The organism is Bacteroidales bacterium, from assembly GCA_013141385.1.
In the GTDB taxonomy this organism is placed as follows: Bacteria; Bacteroidota; Bacteroidia; order Bacteroidales; family Tenuifilaceae; genus UBA8529.
Genome location: JABFRB010000039.1, coordinates 11807 through 36643, shown reverse-complemented (window position 1 = coordinate 36643; position 24837 = coordinate 11807). Strand labels below are relative to the sequence as shown.

15 protein-coding genes are annotated in these 24837 nt (G+C 35.0%); all 15 read left to right on the top strand.

From position 1 onward, the window contains the following. Window positions 1-8: 8 nt before the first annotated feature. The 15 genes from HOO91_18835 to HOO91_18765 all read left to right on the top strand — a co-directional run bounded on the left by HOO91_18835 (window position 9) and on the right by HOO91_18765 (window position 24830). Window positions 9-1715 carry an ABC transporter ATP-binding protein gene (locus HOO91_18835; GenBank protein ID NOU19618.1) on the top strand — a complete coding sequence of 569 codons (1707 nt, stop codon included), beginning with the start codon at window positions 9-11 and terminating at the stop codon, window positions 1713-1715. Window positions 1716-1840: 125 nt separating this feature from the next. After that, a complete protein-coding gene (locus tag HOO91_18830; GenBank protein NOU19617.1) occupies window positions 1841-2641 on the top strand; it encodes a hypothetical protein in 801 nt (266 codons plus the stop codon). Window positions 2642-2733: 92 nt separating this feature from the next. Further along, window positions 2734-3639, top strand: a complete 906-nt coding sequence (locus HOO91_18825; GenBank protein NOU19616.1) for an alpha/beta fold hydrolase — start codon at window positions 2734-2736, stop codon at window positions 3637-3639. Between the two features lie 144 nt (window positions 3640-3783). Continuing rightward, complete coding sequence (locus tag HOO91_18820) at window positions 3784-4923, top strand: glycosyltransferase family 4 protein (GenBank protein NOU19615.1); 1140 nt, start codon at window positions 3784-3786, stop codon at window positions 4921-4923. Between the two features lie 38 nt (window positions 4924-4961). Then, window positions 4962-6080 (top strand): glycosyltransferase family 4 protein, encoded by a 1119-nt coding sequence (locus tag HOO91_18815; GenBank protein NOU19614.1) that lies wholly within the window; start codon window positions 4962-4964, stop codon window positions 6078-6080. Next, entirely contained in the window at window positions 6074-7582 is a 1509-nt protein-coding gene (locus tag HOO91_18810; protein NOU19613.1) for an oligosaccharide flippase family protein, read from the top strand. The genes HOO91_18815 and HOO91_18810 overlap by 7 nt, the downstream gene beginning before the upstream one ends. A gap of 7 nt (window positions 7583-7589) precedes the next feature. Next, window positions 7590-8897: a glycosyltransferase family 4 protein gene (locus tag HOO91_18805; protein NOU19612.1), complete on the top strand. Its 1308-nt coding sequence runs from the start codon at window positions 7590-7592 to the stop codon at window positions 8895-8897. Between the two features lie 51 nt (window positions 8898-8948). Next, a complete protein-coding gene (locus HOO91_18800; GenBank protein ID NOU19611.1) occupies window positions 8949-10094 on the top strand; it encodes a glycosyltransferase in 1146 nt (381 codons plus the stop codon). Between the two features lie 315 nt (window positions 10095-10409). Further along, window positions 10410-13283: a hypothetical protein gene (locus tag HOO91_18795; protein ID NOU19610.1), complete on the top strand. Its 2874-nt coding sequence runs from the start codon at window positions 10410-10412 to the stop codon at window positions 13281-13283. Window positions 13284-13739: 456 nt separating this feature from the next. Further along, window positions 13740-16805, top strand: a complete 3066-nt coding sequence (locus HOO91_18790; GenBank protein ID NOU19609.1) for a TonB-dependent receptor — start codon at window positions 13740-13742, stop codon at window positions 16803-16805. 18 nt (window positions 16806-16823) lie between these two features. Next, window positions 16824-18317 (top strand): RagB/SusD family nutrient uptake outer membrane protein, encoded by a 1494-nt coding sequence (locus HOO91_18785; protein NOU19608.1) that lies wholly within the window; start codon window positions 16824-16826, stop codon window positions 18315-18317. An 80-nt stretch (window positions 18318-18397) separates the two neighbouring features. After that, the gene (locus tag HOO91_18780; protein ID NOU19607.1) at window positions 18398-19300 is read left to right on the top strand and encodes a hypothetical protein; all 903 of its coding nucleotides are present in this window, start codon (window positions 18398-18400) and stop codon (window positions 19298-19300) included. An 89-nt stretch (window positions 19301-19389) separates the two neighbouring features. Further along, window positions 19390-21108 carry a beta-glucosidase gene (locus tag HOO91_18775; GenBank protein ID NOU19606.1) on the top strand — a complete coding sequence of 573 codons (1719 nt, stop codon included), beginning with the start codon at window positions 19390-19392 and terminating at the stop codon, window positions 21106-21108. 81 nt (window positions 21109-21189) lie between these two features. Further along, the gene (locus HOO91_18770) at window positions 21190-23421 is read left to right on the top strand and encodes a glycosyl hydrolase (GenBank protein NOU19605.1); all 2232 of its coding nucleotides are present in this window, start codon (window positions 21190-21192) and stop codon (window positions 23419-23421) included. A gap of 17 nt (window positions 23422-23438) precedes the next feature. Continuing rightward, the gene (locus tag HOO91_18765; GenBank protein ID NOU19604.1) at window positions 23439-24830 is read left to right on the top strand and encodes a Tat pathway signal protein; all 1392 of its coding nucleotides are present in this window, start codon (window positions 23439-23441) and stop codon (window positions 24828-24830) included. The last annotated feature ends 7 nt before the right edge of the window (window positions 24831-24837 follow it).

Sequence of the window (24837 nt, the reverse complement as noted above, 5' to 3'; positions counted from 1 at the left end):
CCTCAAAGATGTACCTCCGATTTATAAAATACCTAAGGCCCTACTGGAAGAAGGAAGTATTAATCCTTTTTCTGATGGCATTGAGCAGTGTAGCCTCGCTTGCATCGCCTTATATTTTAAAAGTAATTATAGATAAAGTTTTCCCATCAAAGGATTTTCATTTACTTGTCAAGATATTACTGATACTCTTTTCAATAAACATAGCCCGTATCTTAATTTCCTTTTGTTCCGATTACCTATTCGAATGGGTGAGCAACCATATTATGCTCGATATTCGTAAGGACTTATTTAGCCATATGATACGTCTGCCCATGAGTTTTTTCGACAAAAACAAAACGGGGGATATGATACACAGGATAAACAGCGAGGTGAATACAATACAAAGCCTTTTAACAGGCAGCATGTTACGTTTCATTAACGGTATTTTAATGATTACTGGCCTCGGCGTAGCATTGTGTCTGTTAAATTACAAATTGTTCCTGATATCGCTAATAACCATTCCATTTATTTTTATAAACACTCTTTACTTTCAACCGAAAATACGAAGGCTTATAAAAAAATCGAGGGAAAAAGATGCCGATATTCTCTCGTATCTTATTGAAAGGCTTGAAAATGTCAAACTCATTAAAATTTACACTAAGTATGTTTATGAGAATAATAAACTTACTGGCAAAATAAATGAATGGATCCATTTTAATTTAAGAAATGTGGTGATATCATCAACCACAAAAGGATTTTCTACATTATTAATTTCTTTTACTCCCATTTTGATCTTTTATTGGGGAGGTGGATTGGTAATGAAGGATGCCTTGACCATTGGCTCATTAGTGGCATTTATTCAATACCTTAACAGGCTTTACGACCCATTGCGCGACATGATGAGTTTATACATAGATATTGTAAGGTCGTCGGTTTCGATGAGACGTATTTATGAGTTTTTTGAATTATCGCAGGAGTTATCAGAAACAGACAGTTCCAATAGTTTAATCATTCATAAATCCATCGAATTTAAAGATGTCACTTTTAGCTACGACAGTAATTTGGTATTGAATAAATTGAGTCTAGAATTTAAAGCAGGAAAAGTTTACGCTATAGTTGGAACCAGTGGTTGCGGCAAAAGCACAATAATTAATTTATTATGTAGATTTTACGAAAAGGAATCGGGTCAGATTTTTATTGATGGACAGGAGTTGGAGCATATTGGAATAAATTCGTTACGAAAAAAAATAGCCCTGATTACTCAGGATAATCAATTGTTTCACGATACAATTTGGGAAAACATAAAATACGGAAACGAAACAGCCCCTGAAGATGAGATAACAAAATCAGCCAAAACCACTGGGATTTACGACCATATTATGACCATTGACGATAAATTCGATTCGGTTGTTGGGGATAAGGGTACAAAATTATCAGGAGGACAAAAGCAACGCATTGCCATTGCAAGGGCATTGTTGAAAAAATCTGACGTAGTGATACTCGATGAAGCTACCTCGGCGTTAGATTCGGAAAGTGAAAAACAAATTTTCAACAACTTGCGAGATATTTATAAAGGCAAAACCATGATATTGGTTAGCCATCGATTAAGTGCAATTAAAGAAGTTGATGAAATAATATGCATGGACAAGGGGCAAGTTGTAGAGCAAGGTTCGCATGAAGCGTTAATCGAAACCAAAGGCTTTTATTATTCGCTTTTTAAAAACCAAATTGAATAGGCTTTTTTCAAAAAAATCAGTGAAACTCTATACTCCTCTTTCAAACTCTGCATAATAATTTGTTTCATAGAGAAACACGGGATTATGATATAGAACTGCGATGAGGAGTGTGAAAATGTAAAAAAATGAATGTAGAACAACTTTTTTTGAATTATAAGGGTAACGCACTTTATACAACCCTATTGAAACCTGAATTTACAGATAAACAGGAAGGTTATGTAATTGTCCCTCCTTTTGCCGAAGAGAAAAAAAGTGCTCACAGGATATTGTTTGAAATTGCGGAATCAATAACACAGCAAGGGTATTATGTGTTAATGTTCGATTTTTATGGGTGCGGCGATAGTGAGGGAAGCTTATTGAAGGCAACTCTGGATGATTGGTTTGATGAATTGGGATATGTTAGCGATTATTTCAAAACTAATTATTCATTAAACAAGGTACATTATTTAGGATTAAGACTTGGCTCTTTAATCGCAGGTGTTTATTGCAGCAAAACAGAATACAGTGGTAAAACAATCATGCTGGAACCTGTTATAAATCCCGAAGAATATTTCAGGAAGATACTCAAAAGTAAGCTTTTTAAAGAATTGTTGACCCAGGGCAACATTAGCTCAAAACGAAATGAGTTAATTGAAGAACTGAAAGAGGATAAATCGTTGGATTTTGACGGGCATGAAATTGGAGCACCATTTTATAGGAGTATTGTAAAACATAAGGACGATTTTAATAAAGTAAAAGCAGTCAATACTTTTGTTGTGAATGTTTCAATAACAGGAAGAACCTCAAAGGAATATCAACGATTGGTAGAAGCAGGGCATCTAAAAGAAGAAAACTTTACAACTATAAAATTGGAACCATTCTGGGACAGGATAGAATCTTCACCAGATATTAGTGAACTTAAGGAGTTGATAGTTAACAATCTATAAATGGAGTTGTAATTTTTAATTATACAGAAATATTTTACCAACATTAGTATAACAAATAAAGTCGTTTGTTTTGCACCAAAAAAATATATGCAATGCCCGAACAAGCTATAAACATAGGAGAAAAAGACGAAAGGATTTCGTGTATTCTACACACGCCATCTATTGAAAAAGAGGAAAAAACAGTAATAGTATTTATGCATGGGTGGGCAGGCTACCGCATTGGACCACACCAGATGTTTGTAAAATACGCCCGTCAGTTCTCTGAGATGGGCTATTATAGCATCCGTTTTGATTTTAGGGGTAGAGGGTATAGCGCAGGTAGGAGGTTTGAAACAAGCAATACAACCATGCTTTTTGATTTGGAGCAAGTAATTTCATATTTAAATGCCAATATTAAATACCACAAAATAATCCTTTTTGGAATTTGTTCTGGGGCAAAACTTGCAATTTATTACGCCAAAGCTGGGAAACAAAAAATAGATGGTGTAATAGAAATGTCAAGTTCCTTGTTACGAGTTGATTCAGTCGCTCAAACCCAAATAAATAAAAAGAAAAATAGCATTCTCAATTACTTAAATAAAGAGAAATTGATTAAACTTACCACAGGGGAAGTGAAATTTAGAAAATTAATAGAAGTTCCATTTCGTTATGTATCTTTTTTATCCCATTCTATTGTTGATCGTTTCAAACCAAACAAATCTGCCCCTGCCCCTCAAAAGAAGGTTATAACGACAGATTCTTCCTTTAAAAATTATTCGGGTACTCCTTTTTTACTAATACATGGGGAGAAAGATCCTGAAACAGATGTTACACTACAACAAATCACATCTTTATTAGAAAAATATGGAATAGGATATCATAAGCATATAATTATGGGAGCAAACCATAGTTTCTATTCCGTTGAATGGGAAATGGAAATCTTTAATATAATTAGAAACTGGATGATAAAAAATTATTCTCTAGAATTTGAAGCCAAAGAAGTATTAACCTCCATATAGCCTTAACTATAATTAAATCCAACTTCCCAAAAAATTCAAGTCTTTGCCTTGAGATTAATCCTTAAAAAGTATTACAGGTTAAATTTGATAGTATTTATTATTTAGGAATTTCATATTACATTACCTTTCCGAAAAATACGATTAGTGGGAAAAGAAAATAAAATTTTATTCATTAGTAATTCTATCATGCTGAGTGGTGCAGAGCAAAGCATGGTAGATATTATAAACTCAATCGATAAAAACAAATACGAAATCACTCTTATATTACCATCTAATAATAATTATCATAAATTAATAAATAATAGTGTTTTTATTAAGGAATACAGCTTATTGAACTTTGTTAAAACCTTTAATATATTTAAGGTTGGTTCGTACTTTTTTAATATTGTCTATTACTCTATAAAACTACTAATTTATGCTATAAATAAAAAAATAGATATTGTTTATGTGAACACCTATAAGGCCTTTCCTTATGTATTATTTATAAAGACCTTTACTCGAACAAAAATAATTTTACATGTCAGAGATTACACCACATCAGGAATAATTAAAAGTATAATGTTAAACCAAAGTGATCGGCTAATATGTGTCTCTGATTTTATCAATAAACAATTTGAAGGTAAAGAAAGGGACAAAACGGTTACAATATATAATGGGATTGATACTCATTTCTGGAAAGAAAGTAACAGTATATCTGAGATATACATGCGAAAGCAGGTGAATATCTCATCAGATAAACGTTTAATTATTATGGTTAGTCAGATAACCCAATGGAAAAATCATATTGATTTTATTAAAGTTTCAAAACTAATTCATGAAAGAGTAATCAATTCACATATGGCAATTATCGGTCAACCTATAAATAAAGCAGATCAATCATATTTAGAGTTTTTAAATGAATGCGTTAAGGTTGAAGGAGTATCAGATTTTTTCAGTATAATAGATTTTCAGGAAAATATAAGGGAAGTGATTTCAATGGCTGATATTTTAATACATACCGCAATTAATGAACCATTTGGCAGGGTTATTATTGAAGCCATGTCATTGGGAAAACCAGTTATTGCATACAGGTCGGGAGGGCCATCAGAAATAATTTTAGACAATGTAACTGGCTATACATTAGAGCCTGGGGATATTAATGGCATTGCACAAAAGGCAATTAATTTACTAACAAATAACGAATTGAGATTTCAGATGGGGAAAGCTAGTAGGGAAAGAGTTTTGAACTGCTTTAATTTACAAAACTCGATAATTAAGATTGAAGAAGTTATTGACACTCTCTGATATCATATAAACGGAGCAAATTTTGAAAGCATTATTAAATGAAAATATTGATAAATGGCCTCCAATTAGGTAACTTAAATACAGGAGTCCAATACTATACCGAGAATTTATTGCATGAATATCAAAAGCAAAATAAACATTTTGATTTCTTAGTTTCTAAAAATTACAAGAATAATTTTAGTGCTAATGATCTAATAAATATTCATTTTATTAATCTAAAAGAAAGTCGCGTTAGACGGATTTTTTACGAAAATTTTATGCTACCAAAATATTTTCTTAATCAAAAATTCGATTTATACCATTCCCCAAACTACCTTCTGCCGTTTAGATGTCCTTTTCCTTCCGTTGTAACTATCCACGATTTAATCACTCTCGATTATCCTGAGTTATGCCAAACAGAATCAGTGTTTTATTTTCGTTTATTTTTGCCTAGATCCATCAAAAAAGTTAGCAAAATTATCGCCGTTTCCCACAAGGTGAAAGAAGATATAATACGGCATTTCAAAACTCCCCCTGAAAAAATAGAAGTTGTTTATCATGGGATCAGCAGTAATTTCAAGAAGATAACCGATCCGGAATTATTGAGCAATGTTATCCGTAAGTACCGTTTGCCAGAACAATTTATCCTATTTGTAGGGAATATAGAACCCAAAAAGAACCTCGAAAGGTTAGTAGCTGCATTCTGTAAACTAAAAAAAGAAACACTTATCAAGCATAAGCTGGTTATAGTCGGTAAAAAGGGATGGAAATACAGACATGTATTCGATATCGTTAAAAAATCACGTTTGGAAAACGAAGTACTATTTCCCGGCTATGTTCCCAAAGAGGAATTGCCTTGTTTTTATTCATTGGCCGATTTGTTTGCATTCCCTTCCTTATATGAAGGTTTTGGCTTCCCTCCTTTGGAAGCAATGGCTTGTGGCTTACCAGCACTGGTTTCCGACAGAGGAGCCTTGCCTGAGATTACTGGCGGAAAGTGCCTTCAGGTAGACCCATATGATGTAAATCAACTGGCAGAAGGAATGTATCAATTAATTACAAATACAGGACTGAAACAAAAACTAATATCCGAAGGTAGAGAATGGGTAAAACAGTTTACATGGGAACGGGCAGCAAAAGAAACTGTATGTGTTTATAAAACAATATTGGGATGTTAAAAAAATTACTACAAAACAACATAATCAAGTCCTCAGCTGGATTATTAATTATCACATTGCTTGTTAAAGTGCTAGGCTATGCCGAGAAATTGGTATTGGCATACTACTATGGCACAAGCTACGAGGTTGATGTTTATACTGTTATTTTAACCATTGTGTTAAGCCTGTTTTATTTTTCCAGAGAGGTTGTAGAGCCAGGGTTTCTGAATATTTTTCTCGAAGCAAAAAGTAAGGGTGACGAATCAGGGGCATGGCATCTGTTTAACAAAGGCATCCGTATTATTTTGGCAATAACGATACCAATTGCTTTGCTGGCATTTCTATTTCCTGAAAGTATTATGAATATTTTTGCTCCCGGCTTTGAAGGGAACAAATGGGTACTCTCAGTAAAACTTCTTCAAATAGCAGTTCCCGCATTTATATTTTTAGCTTTATCCACGCTAACAAGCATTACTCTGAACGGAATAAAATTATTTGTACTACCCGCATCAGGCGAACTTGCTTTTAAAGGTTTTATTTTGCTTGGAATTGTGGTATTTTACCGGGAGTTGGGGATTGTTGGAGCTATTATAGGTATCATAGCAGGATCCATAGGCCGGTTCGCCGTTCATTTGGTGAAATTATACGATAAAATCAGTTTCCGCAAAACTTCGGTCGACAAAAGCTATGCAAAAAAAGCATGGATGCTCACTTGGCCTTTGCTTTTGGGCGTTAGCTTTTCCCAAGTAAGCAGCTTAGTCGATAATATTTTTGCCTCGTATTTACAAGAAGGTGCTATTGCCGCCTTAAGTTATGCAAAAAAGGTGGTGGAACTTCCCGTAATTATTTTCCCTTATGTTTTGAGTATAGTTGTTTTCCCCTATTTTTCGCAACTTGCCATTGAAAAACAGCAAGAAAAACTCAAAAAATTATTGGCAGATTCTTTAAAATGGATTGTAATAGCCTTTCTTCCCATTGCGTCATTTTTCTTTGTTTACTCAACGTCCATTATCGAAATAATCTTTCAGCATGGTGCTTTCGATAAAACCTCCACGTTGCTTACTTCTACTCCATTAATGGTTTATTCATTGGGGATGGTGTTCTTTGCCATCGAAACCATACTTGTTATCTTTTACTATGCCAATGCCGATGCCAAAACTCCAGTTTTTGTGGGAATAGGGTGCGTATTGCTTCATATTGCGTTGACCTGGATTTTTATTGGATGGATAGGGTATATTGGAATAGCTATTGCTTTTGTAATTCAAAAAACAGTGAAAAACTTGGTTTTACTGAGACTTTTGAAAAATAAGATAACATTCGATGTCAAAAAAATTCGTAGTTTCTTGTTTAAAGTAGCATTTCCGGTGGCCGTCTTTACTTTGGTAATATTCTTTTCAAGAAACTTCATGAATAACTGGAGCAATATGGGTCTTTTAATAAAAATGACATACATGGGAACGAGCTTTATAGTAGGAAGTACTGTCTATTTTATAGGATTGCGCTTTGCAGGTGTTTTCAAATAAATAAGCAGTGGACAAGTTGCAAGAGAATAATACGATAAAGTCAACTTCTGGGCTTCATTACCAAGCTCCTTTTCGTATTACCTATATTGTTGAAAAGTTCCCCTCCCCTTCCGAATATTTTATCCTAAATGAAATCCTTGCATTAGAGAAAAGAGGATTTGAAATATACCTACTTGTTCTTCGAAAACAAAGGCAGTACCTTGATATTTCTGAAATAAAAAACCTGAAATCGCATATTATATATCTACCAAAAATATACTTTTATCTACCATTCATATTTCTTCCCTTTTTCCGTTCGCCTTTTTCCATTTTACCATTTCCCTACTTCTATCTTCACTCCCCTTTCTCATTCCTAAAATATCTTCGGAACTATTGCATTAGCAAGTATTTTGCTGCTCAACTCAAAAATAGGCAGGTACACCACATTCATGCCCATTTTGGTTTTATTGCTACCGATATCGCCAAAATCCTCTCCCGGCTTATGAATGTAACCTACAGTTTTACACTCCATGCACAGGATATTTATCTCAATCAAACAAATATTGAGCAAGAAGTTGCGGATGCTTCTTTTGTTATTACCTGCACAGAATATAACCGGGCTTTTCTTAATAAACTTACAAAAAGCCAATACGCTGCAAAATTACATACCATTTATCATGGGATTGATATTTCAAGATGGAAGAAGTCCGAGATTCCGAACAGTGGGAATAAAAACGATAACATAGAAATTGTATCTGTGGCGCGATTGGTGGAAAAGAAGGGATTAATTCACCTGTTAAAAGCAACCCGACTTTTAACAAGTAATGGAACAAAAATTCGTTGTACAATTATCGGCAATGGCCCCTTACAAAAACAGTTGAAAAGATTTATTACAAAGAACAACTTAACTCATTGCGTTCGTTTAAAAGGTTTAATTTCACAGAAAGAAGTAAAACAGCGAATAGCTGATTCCGATATTTTTGTATTGCCTTGTATCATGGCAAAAAATGGCGACAGGGATGGCTTGCCCAACGTATTATTGGAAGCAATGGCAATGGGCATTCCTGTAATTTCTACCAATATTTCAGCCATTCCTGAATTAATAGAGAATGAGAAAACAGGATTGTTGATCCCTGAAAAAGACGAAACCGCTTTAGCTGATGCTATCCTGAGACTTAATAATGATAATCAATTGTACAATAGAATAGCAGAAAACGGAAAGCGAAAAGTAAAAGATAACTTTGATATTGAAATATCTACCAATAAATTAGTAGCAATTTTTGAAAAACATATCATCAATAAAAAAGATTTTAAAAGTAAAGCATCAATTTCATAATGCTTTGTTTAGTTAATTAAAATGGCTTAAAAATTCCGAACTTGAAACTTCATGAGCGAGTGTAAAATAAAAATTTTATATGGACTTGAAGCCGCAGGAGGTGGGGCGTTAAAGCATCTGGTATACATAGTTACCCGCTTAAACCCCGAACTCTTCGATATAACCGTTATGCTCTCGAATTTAAGGCTGGAAAACGCAGAAAACGAAATCAAAAAAATGCAATGTGCCGGTGCAAAAGTCATTTTTATACCTATCCACCGGAATATACGTCCCATAAACGACTTGATAGCGCTATCAAAAATCTGGTACTACATATACACTCACAAATTTCATATTGTACATGCCCATAGTTCAAAGGCTGGTGCTTTATTTCGAATAGCATCCTGGCTTGCCCGTACTCCGAAAGTTTATTATACACCCCATTGTTTTTATTTTCAATCGCAATCGGGATTTAGTAAATGGTTTTTCATAAAGATCGAAAAACTTATGGGAAAAATCACCACAGGAATTATTGTTTCAGATGCAGAGATGTTGCATTTACTGCGGAATAAAATTGTATCACCCTCAAAAGCATATAATATTAATAATGCCATTGATTTTAACGAATACAACCCAACGGTTAATGTAAATGAAGCCAAGCATCAGCTAGGAATTTCATCAGATTCTTTGGTTGTGGGGGCTATTGGCAGGTTAACCACCCAGAAGGATTGGATTACATATATATATGCAGCAAATGAAGTAATAAAAACCTATCCGAATGTTGTTTTTTTAATTGTTGGCGAAGGAGAATTACGCATCAACTTAGAACTGCTGATTGCTGAACTTGGGCTACAGCGTAACATTATTTTAACAGGATATGTAATTGAAATTTATAAAATTTACGGTATTATTGATGTATTTGTAAACACATCTTTGTGGGAAGGACTCCCTTATGTATTTTTGGAGGCTATGCACTACAAAAAACCTATTATTGCAACAGGCTCTGAAGGTGAAACGGTGGTTATTAACCGACACAACGGCCTTACATCTCCTCAACATGACTTTAAGAATGTGGCAGAAAATATTATTTTGCTTTTGCAGGACAAAACCCTTTCCGAAAATTTAGGAAAAAAAGGGTATGAACTGATCCTTGAGAAATATTCTTTTAATAATTTTATACAGAAGCATGAAGCATTGTATTTGGAAAGGGTTAAATAAAATCTGTTACTCCATTATTTTCTTTTATGATGCCAAATATAGTTGGTGTATTCTTAGCTCATTTCCGATTCTATCCAACGCTGTAGTTCTTTGTATCCGACCAAACCATTCTCTATATCGTGTAACTTTGACTTTAACTGCTCATACTAAGCCGATGAAAATGAGGATGGTTTAAATTCGATTCTATTCAGAAAAATCTAATTTCTTGATATCTGTGCGGAGATCCAATTTAAAAACAATTATACTTTTTTAAATGACTTCATAGAAAGTCACTATATTTAGTCCATCAAAAGAAAAACAGTAGTATCTAAAAAAATGTATAAAGCAATTTCCAAAATGTACGAGGGTAACATTGTTAGATATATTATTCTTTTACTGCTATTTAATTGTGGATACGTTGTTAAATCTCAAAACATAGTACATATAACCAATTATAATAAAAACGAATATAATGGCGGTAACCAGAACTGGGATATTACACTCGACAGAAAAGGAAATGTATATATAGCCAATAATAATGGATTGCTAGCATTCGATGGAGCAAAATGGCAGCTGTTAAAACTCCCTGTCAATACTATAATTAGGTCTGTAACCTCCGATAATAATAGGATTTATACAGGTTCCTTTGAAGAATTTGGTTACTGGGAAGTGGACTCAACTAGGGAATGGAAATACATTTCGTTAATCCCTTTACTCGGCGATATAAAACTACATAATGATGAGTTTTGGAAAATCGTAAAGCACAAGGATTGTATCTACTTTCAAAGCTTTGGAACTATTCTGGCTTACAATTATAAAACTATAAAACCAATTAAAATCCCCAACTCTATATTATTCCTTTTAAAATCAAATGACCGTCTATTTGTTCAGCAAATTAATGGTGGATTATATGAACTTGTTGATCAGAACTTAGTATTTATCACAGGAAGTAATATCTTTCAAGGCACAGAAATAAAGACAATTACATCATTAAATGGTAATGAATTCCTTATTGGCACTAGCTCAAAAGGGATTTATAAATATGACGGGAACTCCTTTTCAGAATGGAAAAATGAAGTCTCAGAAGATATTAAAGAATCAAAAATAAATAATGGTATTCGATTAAACGATAAAATAGTTTTTGGTACAATACTAAAGGGTATTTACGTTTTTAATCTAAAAGGGAAACTCCTAAATCACATTACAAGCAACACCTCTCTGCAAAACAACACAATACTGGCATTACAAGGAGATCAAACGGGTAATCTATGGGTAGGCATGGATAAGGGTATTGATTATATATCTTTTAATTCTCCAATAGATATTTATGAAAATAAAGAGATGAACTCTGGAACAGTTTATGGAGCTTGTTTATTTAAAAAAGAGTTGTACTTAGGAACCAATCAGGGAGTATATATCTATTCGCTAAACGACGATGGAAAGTTTGAAAATAAGCATCTTTTGAAGAACTCTCAAGGTCAGGTTTGGTTTATAAAAATTATTGATAATAAACTTTATTGCGGTCTTAACGATGGAACCTATTTAATTGAGGATCATCAATTAAAACTCGTTAGCAATGTTAGCGGGGGATATAATTTGAAAAAAATTACATGGCAAGAAAAGGAGTATCTTATCCAAAGCACATATAATTCTATTGTACTATATGGTCAAAGTAAGGATGTATGGACAAAAAACCATACCATGAAAGGCCTAATTGCTCCATGCCGATATCTAGAAGTCGATTTTATGGGAAACCTTTGGTTGGGTCATTCTATAAAGGGGCTATTTATGGTACAACCATCCAAGAATATTGACTCAACAATAGTAGTAAAACAAATTGGCAGTAACGAAGGACTATTAGAAAACACAAATAAAGTTTTTAAGATAGATAACAGAATAGTAATCCCCGCTAGAAATCAACTTTACCGATGGGATGACTTAACCAGTAAACTTATTCCATATAATGAGCTAAACCAGCAACTTGAAGAATTTAAATCGTCAAACTCCATAGTTGCCAATCCTAATAATAGGTATTGGTTTATCAAGAAAAATGAGATTGGCATGTTTGAAGTTCTATTTGGCAAAGCAAAACTTCTTTATAGGCTAATTCCTCAAATGTACGGTTTGAATCTAGTTGAAAATTATGAGAACATTGTTTCGCTAAATGATAGTCTAAATTTAATATGCCTCGATAATGGGTTTGCCATTCTGAATATCTACTTGATGAATCAACTAAAAGAGGTCAATCAACCACCAACCATTAAGGATGTTTTATTTTGGACTCGAAAGGGTAAAACAAACAAGTTTGATTATAGAAACGAATCAAAGATTCTGATACCAAATAAATATAATAATATATCCATTTCGTTTACTTCAAAAGAATCAGTTGGGCAAAGAAAATTTTATCAGTATAAACTTGTGGGAATAGATAATACCTGGAGCGACTGGTCGTATAGTTCCGAAGTTACATACACCCGGTTACCCTATGGAAATTATACATTCTTAATTCAAACGGTTAATTCAAAGGGAATAAAGACACAACCCGCTAAATTTGTTTTTCGAATTAAACCACCGTGGTTTTTATCATTGTATGCTTATCTATTGTATATTGGCATCTTAGTGACTTCTGCTTTTTATTTAAGATATTATATTAAAAGACGATTTATAAGGCAACAAATAATTCTTTTGGAAAAAGAGCAGGAAAAAATTAGAGTTCAGAAAGAAAAGGCTAACCAAGAAATAATAAGATTGGCAAACGAAAAACTTCAAGCTGAAATATCACATGCAAACTCCCAGCTAGCGAACAACACAGTATCGTTAATTAAGAAGAATGAACTACTAATCGAAATTAAGGAGCAGCTGGAAAAACTTAAGAAAGATTTAGGTTATAGAATTCCCAATAAATATTACGATAATATATATTTACTCATAGAGCATAATATTACTAGTGAACACGATTGGGTTATGTTCGAAAAACTTTTCGACCAAGCTCATGAAAACTTTTTCAAGCGATTAAAAACAGAATACACTGATCTCACACCAAGCGATTTAAGACTTTGTGCCTATTTGCGTTTAAATCTATCATCAAAGGAAATCGCTCCGCTAATTAACATAACAACAAGGGGTGTTGAGGAGCGTAGATACCGTTTAAGAAAACGTCTAAACCTCTTATCCGATCAAAATCTTACCGATTTTATCTTAGGTTTTTAATCATCATTTTAAGTTTTTTTTAGAAAATTAATTTCGATTTTCTTATAAAACTCCATTGTGAAACTATCTATTAAATAGGCTATTCTACACAATAATTTATCAAATGATGTAGTATTAAGGGGCAATTTTTTTATCCACATTATCGTATGTAGTATTTTTGATGTGAATTAAAAATGGACTTCAACAATTCTAAGACATAAATTTACATTTAAGATATACATCAACTGTTGATAATTTTGAGGGGTTTGAGGGGTTTGAGGGGTTTGAGTACCAAGGAATATTTTTACATTATTTTTACTGTAAATGGCTCAAATTAAACATTTTCGTTCTATTTTTATTCAGCAATATCCTATACTATCAATAATGGTACCACCATTATATTCCGATAGTGCTAACTCTATCAAATTACTGAAACCAAACTTTAAACCATAAAGCACTCACCTAAACCACATTCGTATGCATATACAATCTTTGATAAGAAAAATCTTTAAGTATCTGCTAACGGCTTTACTATTAATATCTTTACCAACAATAGGCCTAAGTCAGCAGATTATTAAGGGTACGGTCAAAGCCTCTGATAATGGAGAAAGTCTGCCAGGGGTAAATGTTATTGTTAAAGGTACCAATCATGGAACCGTTACAAATTTCGATGGTTTTTACTCCCTTGAATTAAAACTTGAAGAAAAGGTTCTTGTTTTCTCATTTATAGGGTACGAGGATCAGGAAGTCGAAATTGGAAATCAAACTGTATTAAATGTAACACTTAAGTCCAAAAATACTGCAATTGATGAGTTGGTTGTAATAGGATATGGAGTACAAAAGAAAAGCGATATTACCGGGGCAACTATACAACTTAAAGGAACAGAATTATCAAAACAACCTGTACTAACTGCAACACAGGCTATGCAGGGAAAAGTATCAGGTGTTCAGATCATTAGCTCAGGAAGCCCAGGATCAACGCCTCAAATGAGAATAAGGGGAACGGGAACAATGCTGGGAGGCACCCATGTACTCTACGTTGTTGATGGAGTTCTTACCGATGATATTACCAACGTTAACTCCTCGGATATTGTGGATATGAACATATTAAAGGATGCCTCCTCTTCGGCAATCTATGGCTCAAGGGGGGCAAATGGCGTTATAATAATTACAACTAAGAAAGGAAGCAGTAGCGGGGGCAAGCTGAATATCAATTATAATTCTAACATAGGTATAAGGCAGGCTTCAAATCTTGTAAAAATGGCTAATGCCTCCGAATATAAAAACTATTATCAAGCAGCTACTGGAATTGCAATTTCAGGTCCAACGGCTAACACTAACTGGTACAAAACCATTCTACGAAATGCCTTCGAACAGAGTCAAAATATTTCTATTTCAGGTGGCTCCGAAAAAGCAATGTACTTTTTCAGCACTAGCTACCTAAACGATCAGGGAATTGTCTTTAAGAATAACTTCAAACGAATAACTCTACGTTCTAATATCGATTTCAACATCTCGAAGTACATTAAAACAGGATTTCAAACATCCTATGCTAATGCCATTAATGAGAATGGGTTCAATAATTTGGATATTAATGAAAATGGAAATATTGGGTCAGCTTTTAACGATGCCTATCGGGCTGCTCCCATAATATCTCCTAAAGTAGGAGATAAATACGGCAACGTTTCTGCTTTTAATGGTCAAGTAGGTAATCCATTGCTTGATATTGAGAACAATAGAGTTAGAGTGGCAGCGAATCGTATTCAAGCGGCTGGGTATCTAGATATAAATCCCTTTTCATTCCTAAGTTACCACTCAAGTATCGGTACAGATATATTATTCCGACAAGCAAGATTATATGATTACAAGTTTCTTAACGATGAAAGTACTTTCGATGTTGCTGGTGGGAATCAGCTGAATTCCGTTAGCTATCTATCAAATAAAAATGTTCAAAATTTTAAATGGGTTTGGGATAATTACTTCACTTTTTCGGAAAAATTTGGAAAACACGATTTCAAGTTGATGGTTGGAACAACTGCTGAAAAATTTCAGGAAACTTGGCTTAGCGGAAGTAGAAAAGATGTTCCGGCAGATTCTGACCTTTGGTATTTGTACAATGGACTTGCCAATAGTTCCCAGAATGATGGTAAAGGAGATATTTGGACAAGGAATTCATACATGAGTCGTCTGAATTATAGTTATAACGACCGCTATATGCTGACTGCAACTTTAAGGCGTGATGGAAGTTCCCGTTTTCCTAAGAAAAATAGATGGGGTACATTCCCTTCAGTTGGCCTAGCATGGAATATCAATAAAGAGGGTTTTATGAAATCTCAACACCTATTTGACGTGCTTCGAGTACGTGCAAGTTGGGGTGTAGTTGGAAACGATCAAATCTCAACCGATGCGTATACTAATACTGTTATACCTAACCTAGCATATCCTTTCAGTGGTATCTCATCGGGTGCTTCGAATGGGAGTCAAATAAATCAAATAAAGGATCCTAACATTAAATGGGAAAGCACAGCAGAGTATGACTTTGCCCTCGAATTTGGAATGTTAGAAAATAAACTAAGTGGCGAATTGAATTACTACAATAAAAAGGTAGATAATGCCCTAATTAATGTAAACATTCCATCTACCGTTGGCGATGCCGACCATCAGATCTTAACCAATGCAACATCCATACAAAATACAGGTGTTGAAGTGATGTTGAAATGGAAAAGCAATGTGAACAAAAACCTATCATACAGCATTGGAGCCAATGTAACACTGAACAAAAACAAAGTTGTGGGATTAAATGGAGGCGAACCTATTTGGGGAGGTAATATTGGCGCAGCTCAAGGATTTACCACCTTAACGGATAATAGCCATGCAATTGGAAGTTTCTATGTTCTTAAGGTTCTTGGTGTTTTCCAGGACGATCCTGAAATTTTAAATTATAAAAGTAGCGATGGTACAATTATTCAGCCTACAGCAAAGCCTGGTGGATTTAAATATTGGGATAAGAATGATGATGGTAAAATTGATGACAAAGACCGTGATTTTGCTGGCTCCTATCAACCCAAAGCATATTTCGGAGTAAATATCAATGTTTATTACAGGAAATGGGACTTCAGTATGGATATTTACGGAAATGTAGGGAACAAGGTGTATAATGGAAAACGAGCTATTAGAATAAACGGAAAAGATAACATTGAATCGGCTCTGGTTTATAACCGCTGGAATGGAAGTCAAAATCCAAGTCAAACACAACCGGGCGCAAACACAGGTAACCTATTAGCTTCCGATTACTTCGTGGAATCAGGAGATTTCTATAGAATAAATAACCTAACAGTTGGCTACACTTTTCCAGATCCTTTCCTAAAGAAATTAAATATTAGTAGTCTACGAGTTTATGTGACATCACAGAATTTGTTGACACTCAAAAAATATTCTGGCTTTACCTCCGAATTACCCGGAAGTCCTTTAGATTCAGGTATTGAATTGAGTACCTACCCTACTACACGGACAATTGCCTTAGGGATAAATCTTAATTTTTAACCTTAAATCGATAGAATTATGAAAACACTCTATATTTCACTTTTTCTGATAGCAATTGTGCTAATATCATGTTCAGAATCTTTTCTAGATGTACCAATTCAGGGAGGAGCAACCACTTCATCCGACCCCGATTTAGCTCAGAAACTGGTCACAGGAACCTACAATAGCTTATTACAAGGTGATTCATGGGGAAATGGTGATGTTCATGGGTTTGCCTTTGTTTCGGTCACCGATATTGCATCGGACGATGCCGACAAAGGAAGCACTCTTGATGATCAGAAAGTTCCTGTAGGCGACATTGATGATTTCAATCTCACAGCAACAAATAAATTTGCCGAAACCCTTTGGAGTGGTCATTATAATGCCATTGGTACAGCTAATCAGGCATTGCTGGCATTAAGTACAGCAAATATTGCTAGCCAAACCAAAAATAGGTTGATTGGAGAAGTAAGGTTCTTAAGAGGTTATTTATACTTCAATCTTGTAAGGATGTATGGTGATGTTCCTTTAGTAATGCGCGTTCCAAAAAATCAAACTGATGCCAATAATGATCCAGCATTTCAAACCCGAGCCGATAAGCAGATTGTTTACGATTCAATTGTTTCTGATTTACAGTTTGCAGTAGATAATCTACCGCTAAAATCAGCCTATCCTGTTGGTCATGCTAATAAAGGAGCCGCTGAATCAATGCTAGCAAAGGTTTATATGTATCTCCAAGATTGGCAGAAAGTATACGATCTTACTCAGGATGTCATACTTTCAGCTAAATATGGACTTGTTGACTATTCAATACTTTGGCGACAGGCAGGTGACAATTGCAATGAATCCATTTTTGAAATAGAAACTGGTTCTTACAATAATTCCAATCTTGGAGTAAGTAACTATACCGTTAGTCAAGGTGTAAGAGTTGGAGGAATGGGTGGTTGGAACGATCTAGGTTGGGGATTCTGTACTCCTACCACTAACCTTATCAATGCTTATGAACCCGGCGACAAACGAAAAGATGCTACTATCATTTTTATTGATAATTCTGGTACACATAAAGGAACCATTCTTTGGGATGGATTCAGGATTCCAAGTAAAGATTCAGTACAAAGTCTTTACTATAACTACAAAGCTTACGCCAGTGCCACTAAGGAGATCTTTACCAGTACTGATGACAAGGATAGACCCAAGAATATAAAAATTCTGCGCTATGCTGATGTACTCCTTATGAACGCTGAGGCAGCCTACCATGTTGGAGGAGATGTAAGTACTCCTTTACATCTGATCCGCCAGCGTGCAGGTTTACTTGATGTAGCTCCAACCTTAGATGCAATTTGGAAGGAGCGTAGACTTGAATTAGCTCTTGAACATGATAGATTTTGGGATCTCGTTCGACAAGGAAGAGCCAGTCAGGTTCTGAATGCGGTAGGTAAACATTTTGTGGCAGGTACTCATGAACTGCTGCCAATTCCAAATTCACAAATCCAGCTCAGCGGAGGAAAGCTTACCCAAAATTACGGTTATTAATCATACCATCATATTAACCAATTAACAATGAAATTATTAACTCTCAATTCAAATAATTCTAACCTTTAAACAATTACCTTATGAAAAAGATTACAAAGATTTCGTTATTCTTAGTTTCAGCTTTAATGATACTAGGAATAGTTACCATTAACTCTTGCAAGAAGGATGATAAACTTCCTCAAATTAATGGCTACGACAATTCTAATCAGGTAGCTTCAACCTACCTTAAAGCTCATTGGACCTTTGATGATACCTACAATGAAGCTATTTCTGCTACTGCTCCATCAAATAAGTATGGTACTTATGGTTTTGAGGCAGGTCAAATTGGTAAAGCTTTAAAACTAACAAAAGGAGCAATAGTTTTCCCTGGCATTGCTAACATTAACACGGCTAATGCGTTAAACAATTTCTCTGTTAGTTTATGGGTTAAAGTATCTGGTAATAAAAAAACTGCTGACGCTGGATTTACTTCATTTTTCGCTATTATCCCAACAGGTACTACCGATATTTGGGGCGATATAATGGCAAACGCAGAAACATCTCGTCACCTTCCATCATCAGATACTCTTGAGTTAAAGAATTTACTTAACACTCACCCAGTTGGTGGTGGTAATAGTTTGCAGGATAATGTGGCACAATTGAATGATGCTGGAAATGGTGCTTGGTTTATGGGAGCAAAAGTATGGTCACATTATGTAATGACATGGAATGCAAGTACACATCAATTCCTAATTTACGGAAATGCTGTTTCATGCGGAGCATGGAATGATAGAGGTACAACAGCCGAAGAAATTATGGCAGTACCTGTTCAAGCAGTATTCGGAAGCATAGCATCTAGTGATATTGGATTCGCAGGCGCACCAGCGCAACAAACATGGGCTCCTTGGGCAACAGCATCAATTGATGATGCTCGTGTTTTTAGCACAACTCTTTCTCAAGCCGAAGTTTCTGCTTTGTATAACCTAGGTCTTGCAGGCAGATAACAGTTTATATTTAAGCCAATTAGATCAAATAATCAAACTAGTATTATTATTGGCTTTGATTATAGTATGACAAGATAAAAGGGCTTAGAATGTTTCTAAGCCCTTTTAATCAAACCTTATTAGCTATGAATAGAAGTATTAGCAGAAAAAGAAAATATATCAATCTAGGTTTGGCTCTATGCAAATCATTTATGATATTATTGGTATTTATAACATCGTGTAAAAAGGATGATCTCCCTCTCTCCCCAGAGGATTTTCATATAACAAAAATTTATGTTAATGATCAAACAGGAACCTATAACTACTATAATGCGTCATTATCGTTTGATTGCCGAGTTATTCTTTCTGCACCAGTTGATACTTCTAGTGTTAAAAAATCAATTATATTTTCCACAAAGGGCGGTATAACGTTACCTTTAACTATATCATTTGAAAATAAGGATAGTATAATACATCTTCAAGTCCTTTCGCAATTAAATTCACTATCAAGATATAATTTATCCCTAAAAGCTGCACTTACTTCAAAACGAGGAAGTTCTCTTGTCAGTGAGAGTAAAGTAAAAATTATTACTCAAATCGATAGCATCGATAAGTTTCCTCGTATTAGTGACGATCAACTGTTAACAAAAATCCAGCAACAAACATTCAAATACTTCTACGATTTTGCACATCCATCCTGTGGCATGGCTAGAGAACGAAATATATCTGGTGATGTAGTTACCACAGGTGGTTCAGGCTTTGGAGTGATGTCCCTAATAGTCGGGATTGAACGGGGCTTTATTACTCGTAGTCAGGGTATTGTCCAATTGAACAAAATTTTGACATTTCTAGAAACTTGTGACCGTTTCCACGGTGCCTGGCCACATTGGCTAAACGGAAACACTGGCAAAACTGTACCCTTCACCCAGTACGATGATGGCGGCGATTTAGTCGAAACATCATATATGGTTCAAGGGTTGATCACTATGCGTCAATACTTAAACTCAGGTGATGCAACAGAGAATGAGTTAATTAATAGAATCAATGCACTTTGCAGTGCCGTTGAATACGATTGGTTCAGAAACGGTGGACAGAATTCACTTTTTTGGCACTGGTCACCAACCTACGGTTGGCAAATGAATTTTAGGATAGAAGGTTACAATGAGACCCTAATTACCTACGTAGTTGCTGCAACATCAACTATACATCCCATTACAAAGGAGGTTTATCAGCAGGGATACGCAAAAAGCGGAGCGATAGTGAATGGCAATACCTACTATAACATTAAACTTCCAATTGGAGAACCCTATGGTGGATCGCTATTCTTCAGTCAGTATTCGTATCTTGGTCTTGATCCAAGGAATTTGAGTGATATTTATGCTAATTATTGGGAGCAGAATGTAAACCATTCGCTCATCAACTTCACATATTGCAAAACCAATCCAAGAAACTATATGGGCTATAGCGAGAATTGCTGGGGGCTAACAGCTACCGACAACCCATGGGGCTACGCCGCACACTCACCTACCAATGATTTAGGTGTTATTTCGCCAACCGCAGCAGTTTCGGCAATTGCTTATACTCCTACGCAATCAATGAATGCTATTCGCTTTTTCTACTACACTTTAGGTGATAAACTTTGGGGCGATTATGGTTTCTATGATTCTTTTGATTTGAACGAAGCTTGGTGGTCATCTGCATATTTGTCAATTGATCAGGGACCTGAGGTTTGCATGATCGAAAACTATCGTACAGCATTGCTTTGGAATCTTTTCATGTCGGCTCCAGAGGTTAAGGCTGGTCTTACAAAACTTGGTTTTAACTACTAATAAATCAAGTAAATATTTTGGAACAGAAATCAATATAAATCAACATATATCTCTTAAATCGAAATAATAAATCAACTAGAAATGAAAAAACTAAAACTTATCCTGTTTGCTAGTTTGATTTTGTTCGGTATATCGTGTAAAAAACTGAATACCAATAATAATGATAAACTTGAAACCAAGGTCGATTCGATTCTTGCACTAATGACTTTAGATGAAAAAATTGGTCAACTCAATTTGATTGCTGGCAATATGGATCAAACAGGGCCAAATATTAATAGAGAATACGAAAAAGATATTAAAGATGGACGGGTTGGTGCAATTCTAAACGTCTATGGAGTTGAACAAGTTAGAAAACTACAAGAATTAGCAATTAACAACACCCGTTTAAGAATACCCTTGCTATTCGGTTACGATGTTATTCATGGATTTAAAACTATTTTTCCTATTCCTTTGGCTGAAGCCTGTAGCTGGGATATTGAACTTATCGAAAAAACAGCCAGATTATCCGCAGAAGAAGCATGTGCCGCTGGTTTAAATTGGACTTTTAGCCCAATGGTTGATATTGCACGTGATCCACGCTGGGGACGAGTTGCTGAAGGATCTGGAGAGGATAGCTACCTTGCTTCTCTGATTGCTAAAGCAAGAGTAATTGGCTACCAAGGGGAAAAACTGAACGATCCTTTTACTATAGCAGCCTGCGTTAAACACTTTGCAGCCTACGGTGCACCTATTGCAGGTAGAGATTACAATACTGTAGACATGTCGGATAGGGTGCTACGTGAAACCTATCTCCCACCCTACAAAGCAGCAATTGAAACTGGAGCTGCAACAGTAATGAGCTCTTTTAATGAACTGGATGGAGTGCCAAGCACTGGAAACAAATATCTGCTAACTCAAATATTAAGAAACGAATGGGAATTCAAAGGATTTGTTGTTTCTGATTGGACATCAATAAATGAGATGGTAAACCATGGTTATGCAGCAGACGAAAAACAAGCAGGAGAATTAGCTTTGAATGCTGGGTTAGATATGGATATGCAAGGTGCCGTTTACTTCAATTATTTAAAAAAATCCCTCGATGAGGGTAAAGTATCTGTAGAGCAAATTAATGAATCGGTACGAAGAATCCTGAAACTTAAATATAATCTGGGATTATTTGCAAATCCGTATCTCTATCTCGACAATAACCGTGAGAAAGAGGTTACCTATTCGAAACGGCATTTGGATCATGCGTTATTATCAGCAAAAGAATCTATTGTTTTACTTAAAAACACCGATTATAAAGGATATAAATTACTTCCTCTGGGTAAATCAGTAAAAAGAATAGCCCTTATAGGTCCACTAGCTGATAATAAGAAAGATATGTTGGGCACATGGAATGCCCAAGGCGACAAAAATAAAGTAACTACTATAATTGAAGGGTTAAAGAGTAAATACCCCGAAGCAATTATAGAGTTTACAAAAGGTGCTGATTTTGAAGGGAAAGATAAATCAGGGTTTAACTTAGCAAAATCACTTGCAAATAAATCAGATATTGTAATCTGTGCTATAGGAGAAAGTCGTGAACAAAGTGGTGAAGCAGCAAGTCGTTCTGATATTGGCTTACCTTGCGGTCAACAGGAATTGATTGAAGAACTAGTGAAAACAGGAAAACCAATAATTGCAATAGTTATGGCAGGAAGGCCTTTAACTATTGAATGGCTATCAAAGAATGTAAACGCAATTCTTTTTACAGGGCATTTAGGAACGAGAGCAGGTGATGCAGTTGCAGAAGTTTTGAGTGGTGATTATAACCCTTCGGCAAAATTAGTAATGACATTTCCACGAAGTATTGGTCAAGTGCCTATTTTTTATTGTGCTAAAAATACTGGAAGGCCTTTCAATGCAACCAATTCATACACTAGTAAATATTTAGATATTTCAAATGAACCACTCTATCCATTTGGTTACGGTTTGAGTTACACCTCTTTTGAATATTCAAACTTAAGATTGAGTAAACCAATCATTAAAAATTCTGAACCTTTAACAGTAACTTTTACTCTGAAAAATACTGGAAAATATGATGGTGAGGAGGTTGCTCAATTCTATATCAGGGATCTGGTGGGTAGTGTAACTCGCCCTGTTAAAGAGCTTAAGGGGTTTAAAAAAGTATTCCTGAAATCAGGCGAGCAAAAAGAATTCTCTTTTTCAATAACCGAAAATGATTTAAGGTTTTACAATTCAAGTATGAAATTCCTTGCTGAACCAGGACAATTTAAAGTTCTTGTTGGTGGTAATTCAATGGATTTGATCGAAGGAGATTTTAAATTTTAAAATTAATTTCAAATAAAATGAAAGGAATAACATTAATAATATTAGGGATAATTTTTTGGGGTAACTCAAATAATGTTATCAATGCTTGTAATACTACAGTAACTGTTCAAGAAAAAGATACCTTTTTAAACGACCTTAAACATAGAACGTTCAATTATTTTTGGGATTTGCACGATAGTATTACCTGGCAAACTCCAGATCGTTACCCTACCAAAATCTTTACAAGTATTGCAGCAACTGGTTTTGGATTAGCTGCTTATATTGTTGGCATTGAAAACAAATATATAAGCAGGCAGCAGGGGGTTGAAAGGGTTTTAAATACAATTAAATGGCTTCATAATTCAGTTCAAGGATCAGACAGCACTGGAGCAACTGGATATAAGGGTTTTTATTATCATTTCTTGACCTACAAACAGGGATTAAGATACAAAAATGTAGAACTTTCAACTATAGATACGGGATGGTTGATGGCTGGGATATTAACCTGTCAATCCTATTTTGACGGAAATACTGAGGAGGAAAAACAGATACGTAATCTGGCCGATTCATTATATTTAAGAGTAGATTGGAATTGGGCTATGAATGGACAAGAATTTATGTCTATGGGTTGGCACCCCGAAGATGGGTTCATTAATGCACATTATCTAGGTTACAGCGAAGCTATGATGCTTATGATCCTGTCATTAGGCTCACCAACACATGCTACGCCTGATTCGACTTGGAATTCGTATTGTAAAAATTATAAATGGGCAGACTTCTATGGATATCAGCATCTAAATTTTGAGCCTTTATTTGGTCACCAATATTCCCACATGTTTATCGATTTTAGAGAAATTTACGATCCTTACATACAACAAAAAGGAATAGATTATTTTGAAAACTCTCGTCGGGCAACATTGGCAAATAGAGCTTATTGTATTAAAAATCCTATGAACTTCAACGCTTACTCAGATTCTATTTGGGGACTTACTGCTTGCGATGGTCCTATAGATAGTCAATTGCCCTTCAAAGGTAATAAAGTTCAATTTTACACGTATAGAGCTAGAGGAGCATCCATCCAAGCAATAGTTGATGACGGAAGTATTGCCCCCACCGCAGCGGGAGGCTCCATCCCATTTACTCCTGATGAAAGTTTGCAGGCACTAATGGCTATGAAAAAAACTTATGGAGAAAAGCTTTACCAGCAATATGGATTTAAAGATGCTTTTAACCCCTCATACATTACAGATGAATTTCCACAAGGATGGTTCGATAAAGATTATATAGGTCTTGATCAGGGTCCAATTGTAATCCAGATAGAAAACTATCAAACTGGGTTAATTTGGAATCTAATGAAAAAGAACAAGTATATAGTGAACGGTTTAAAAAAGGCTGGATTTAAAGGAGGATGGCTGGAAAATCATATTTAGATGTCTG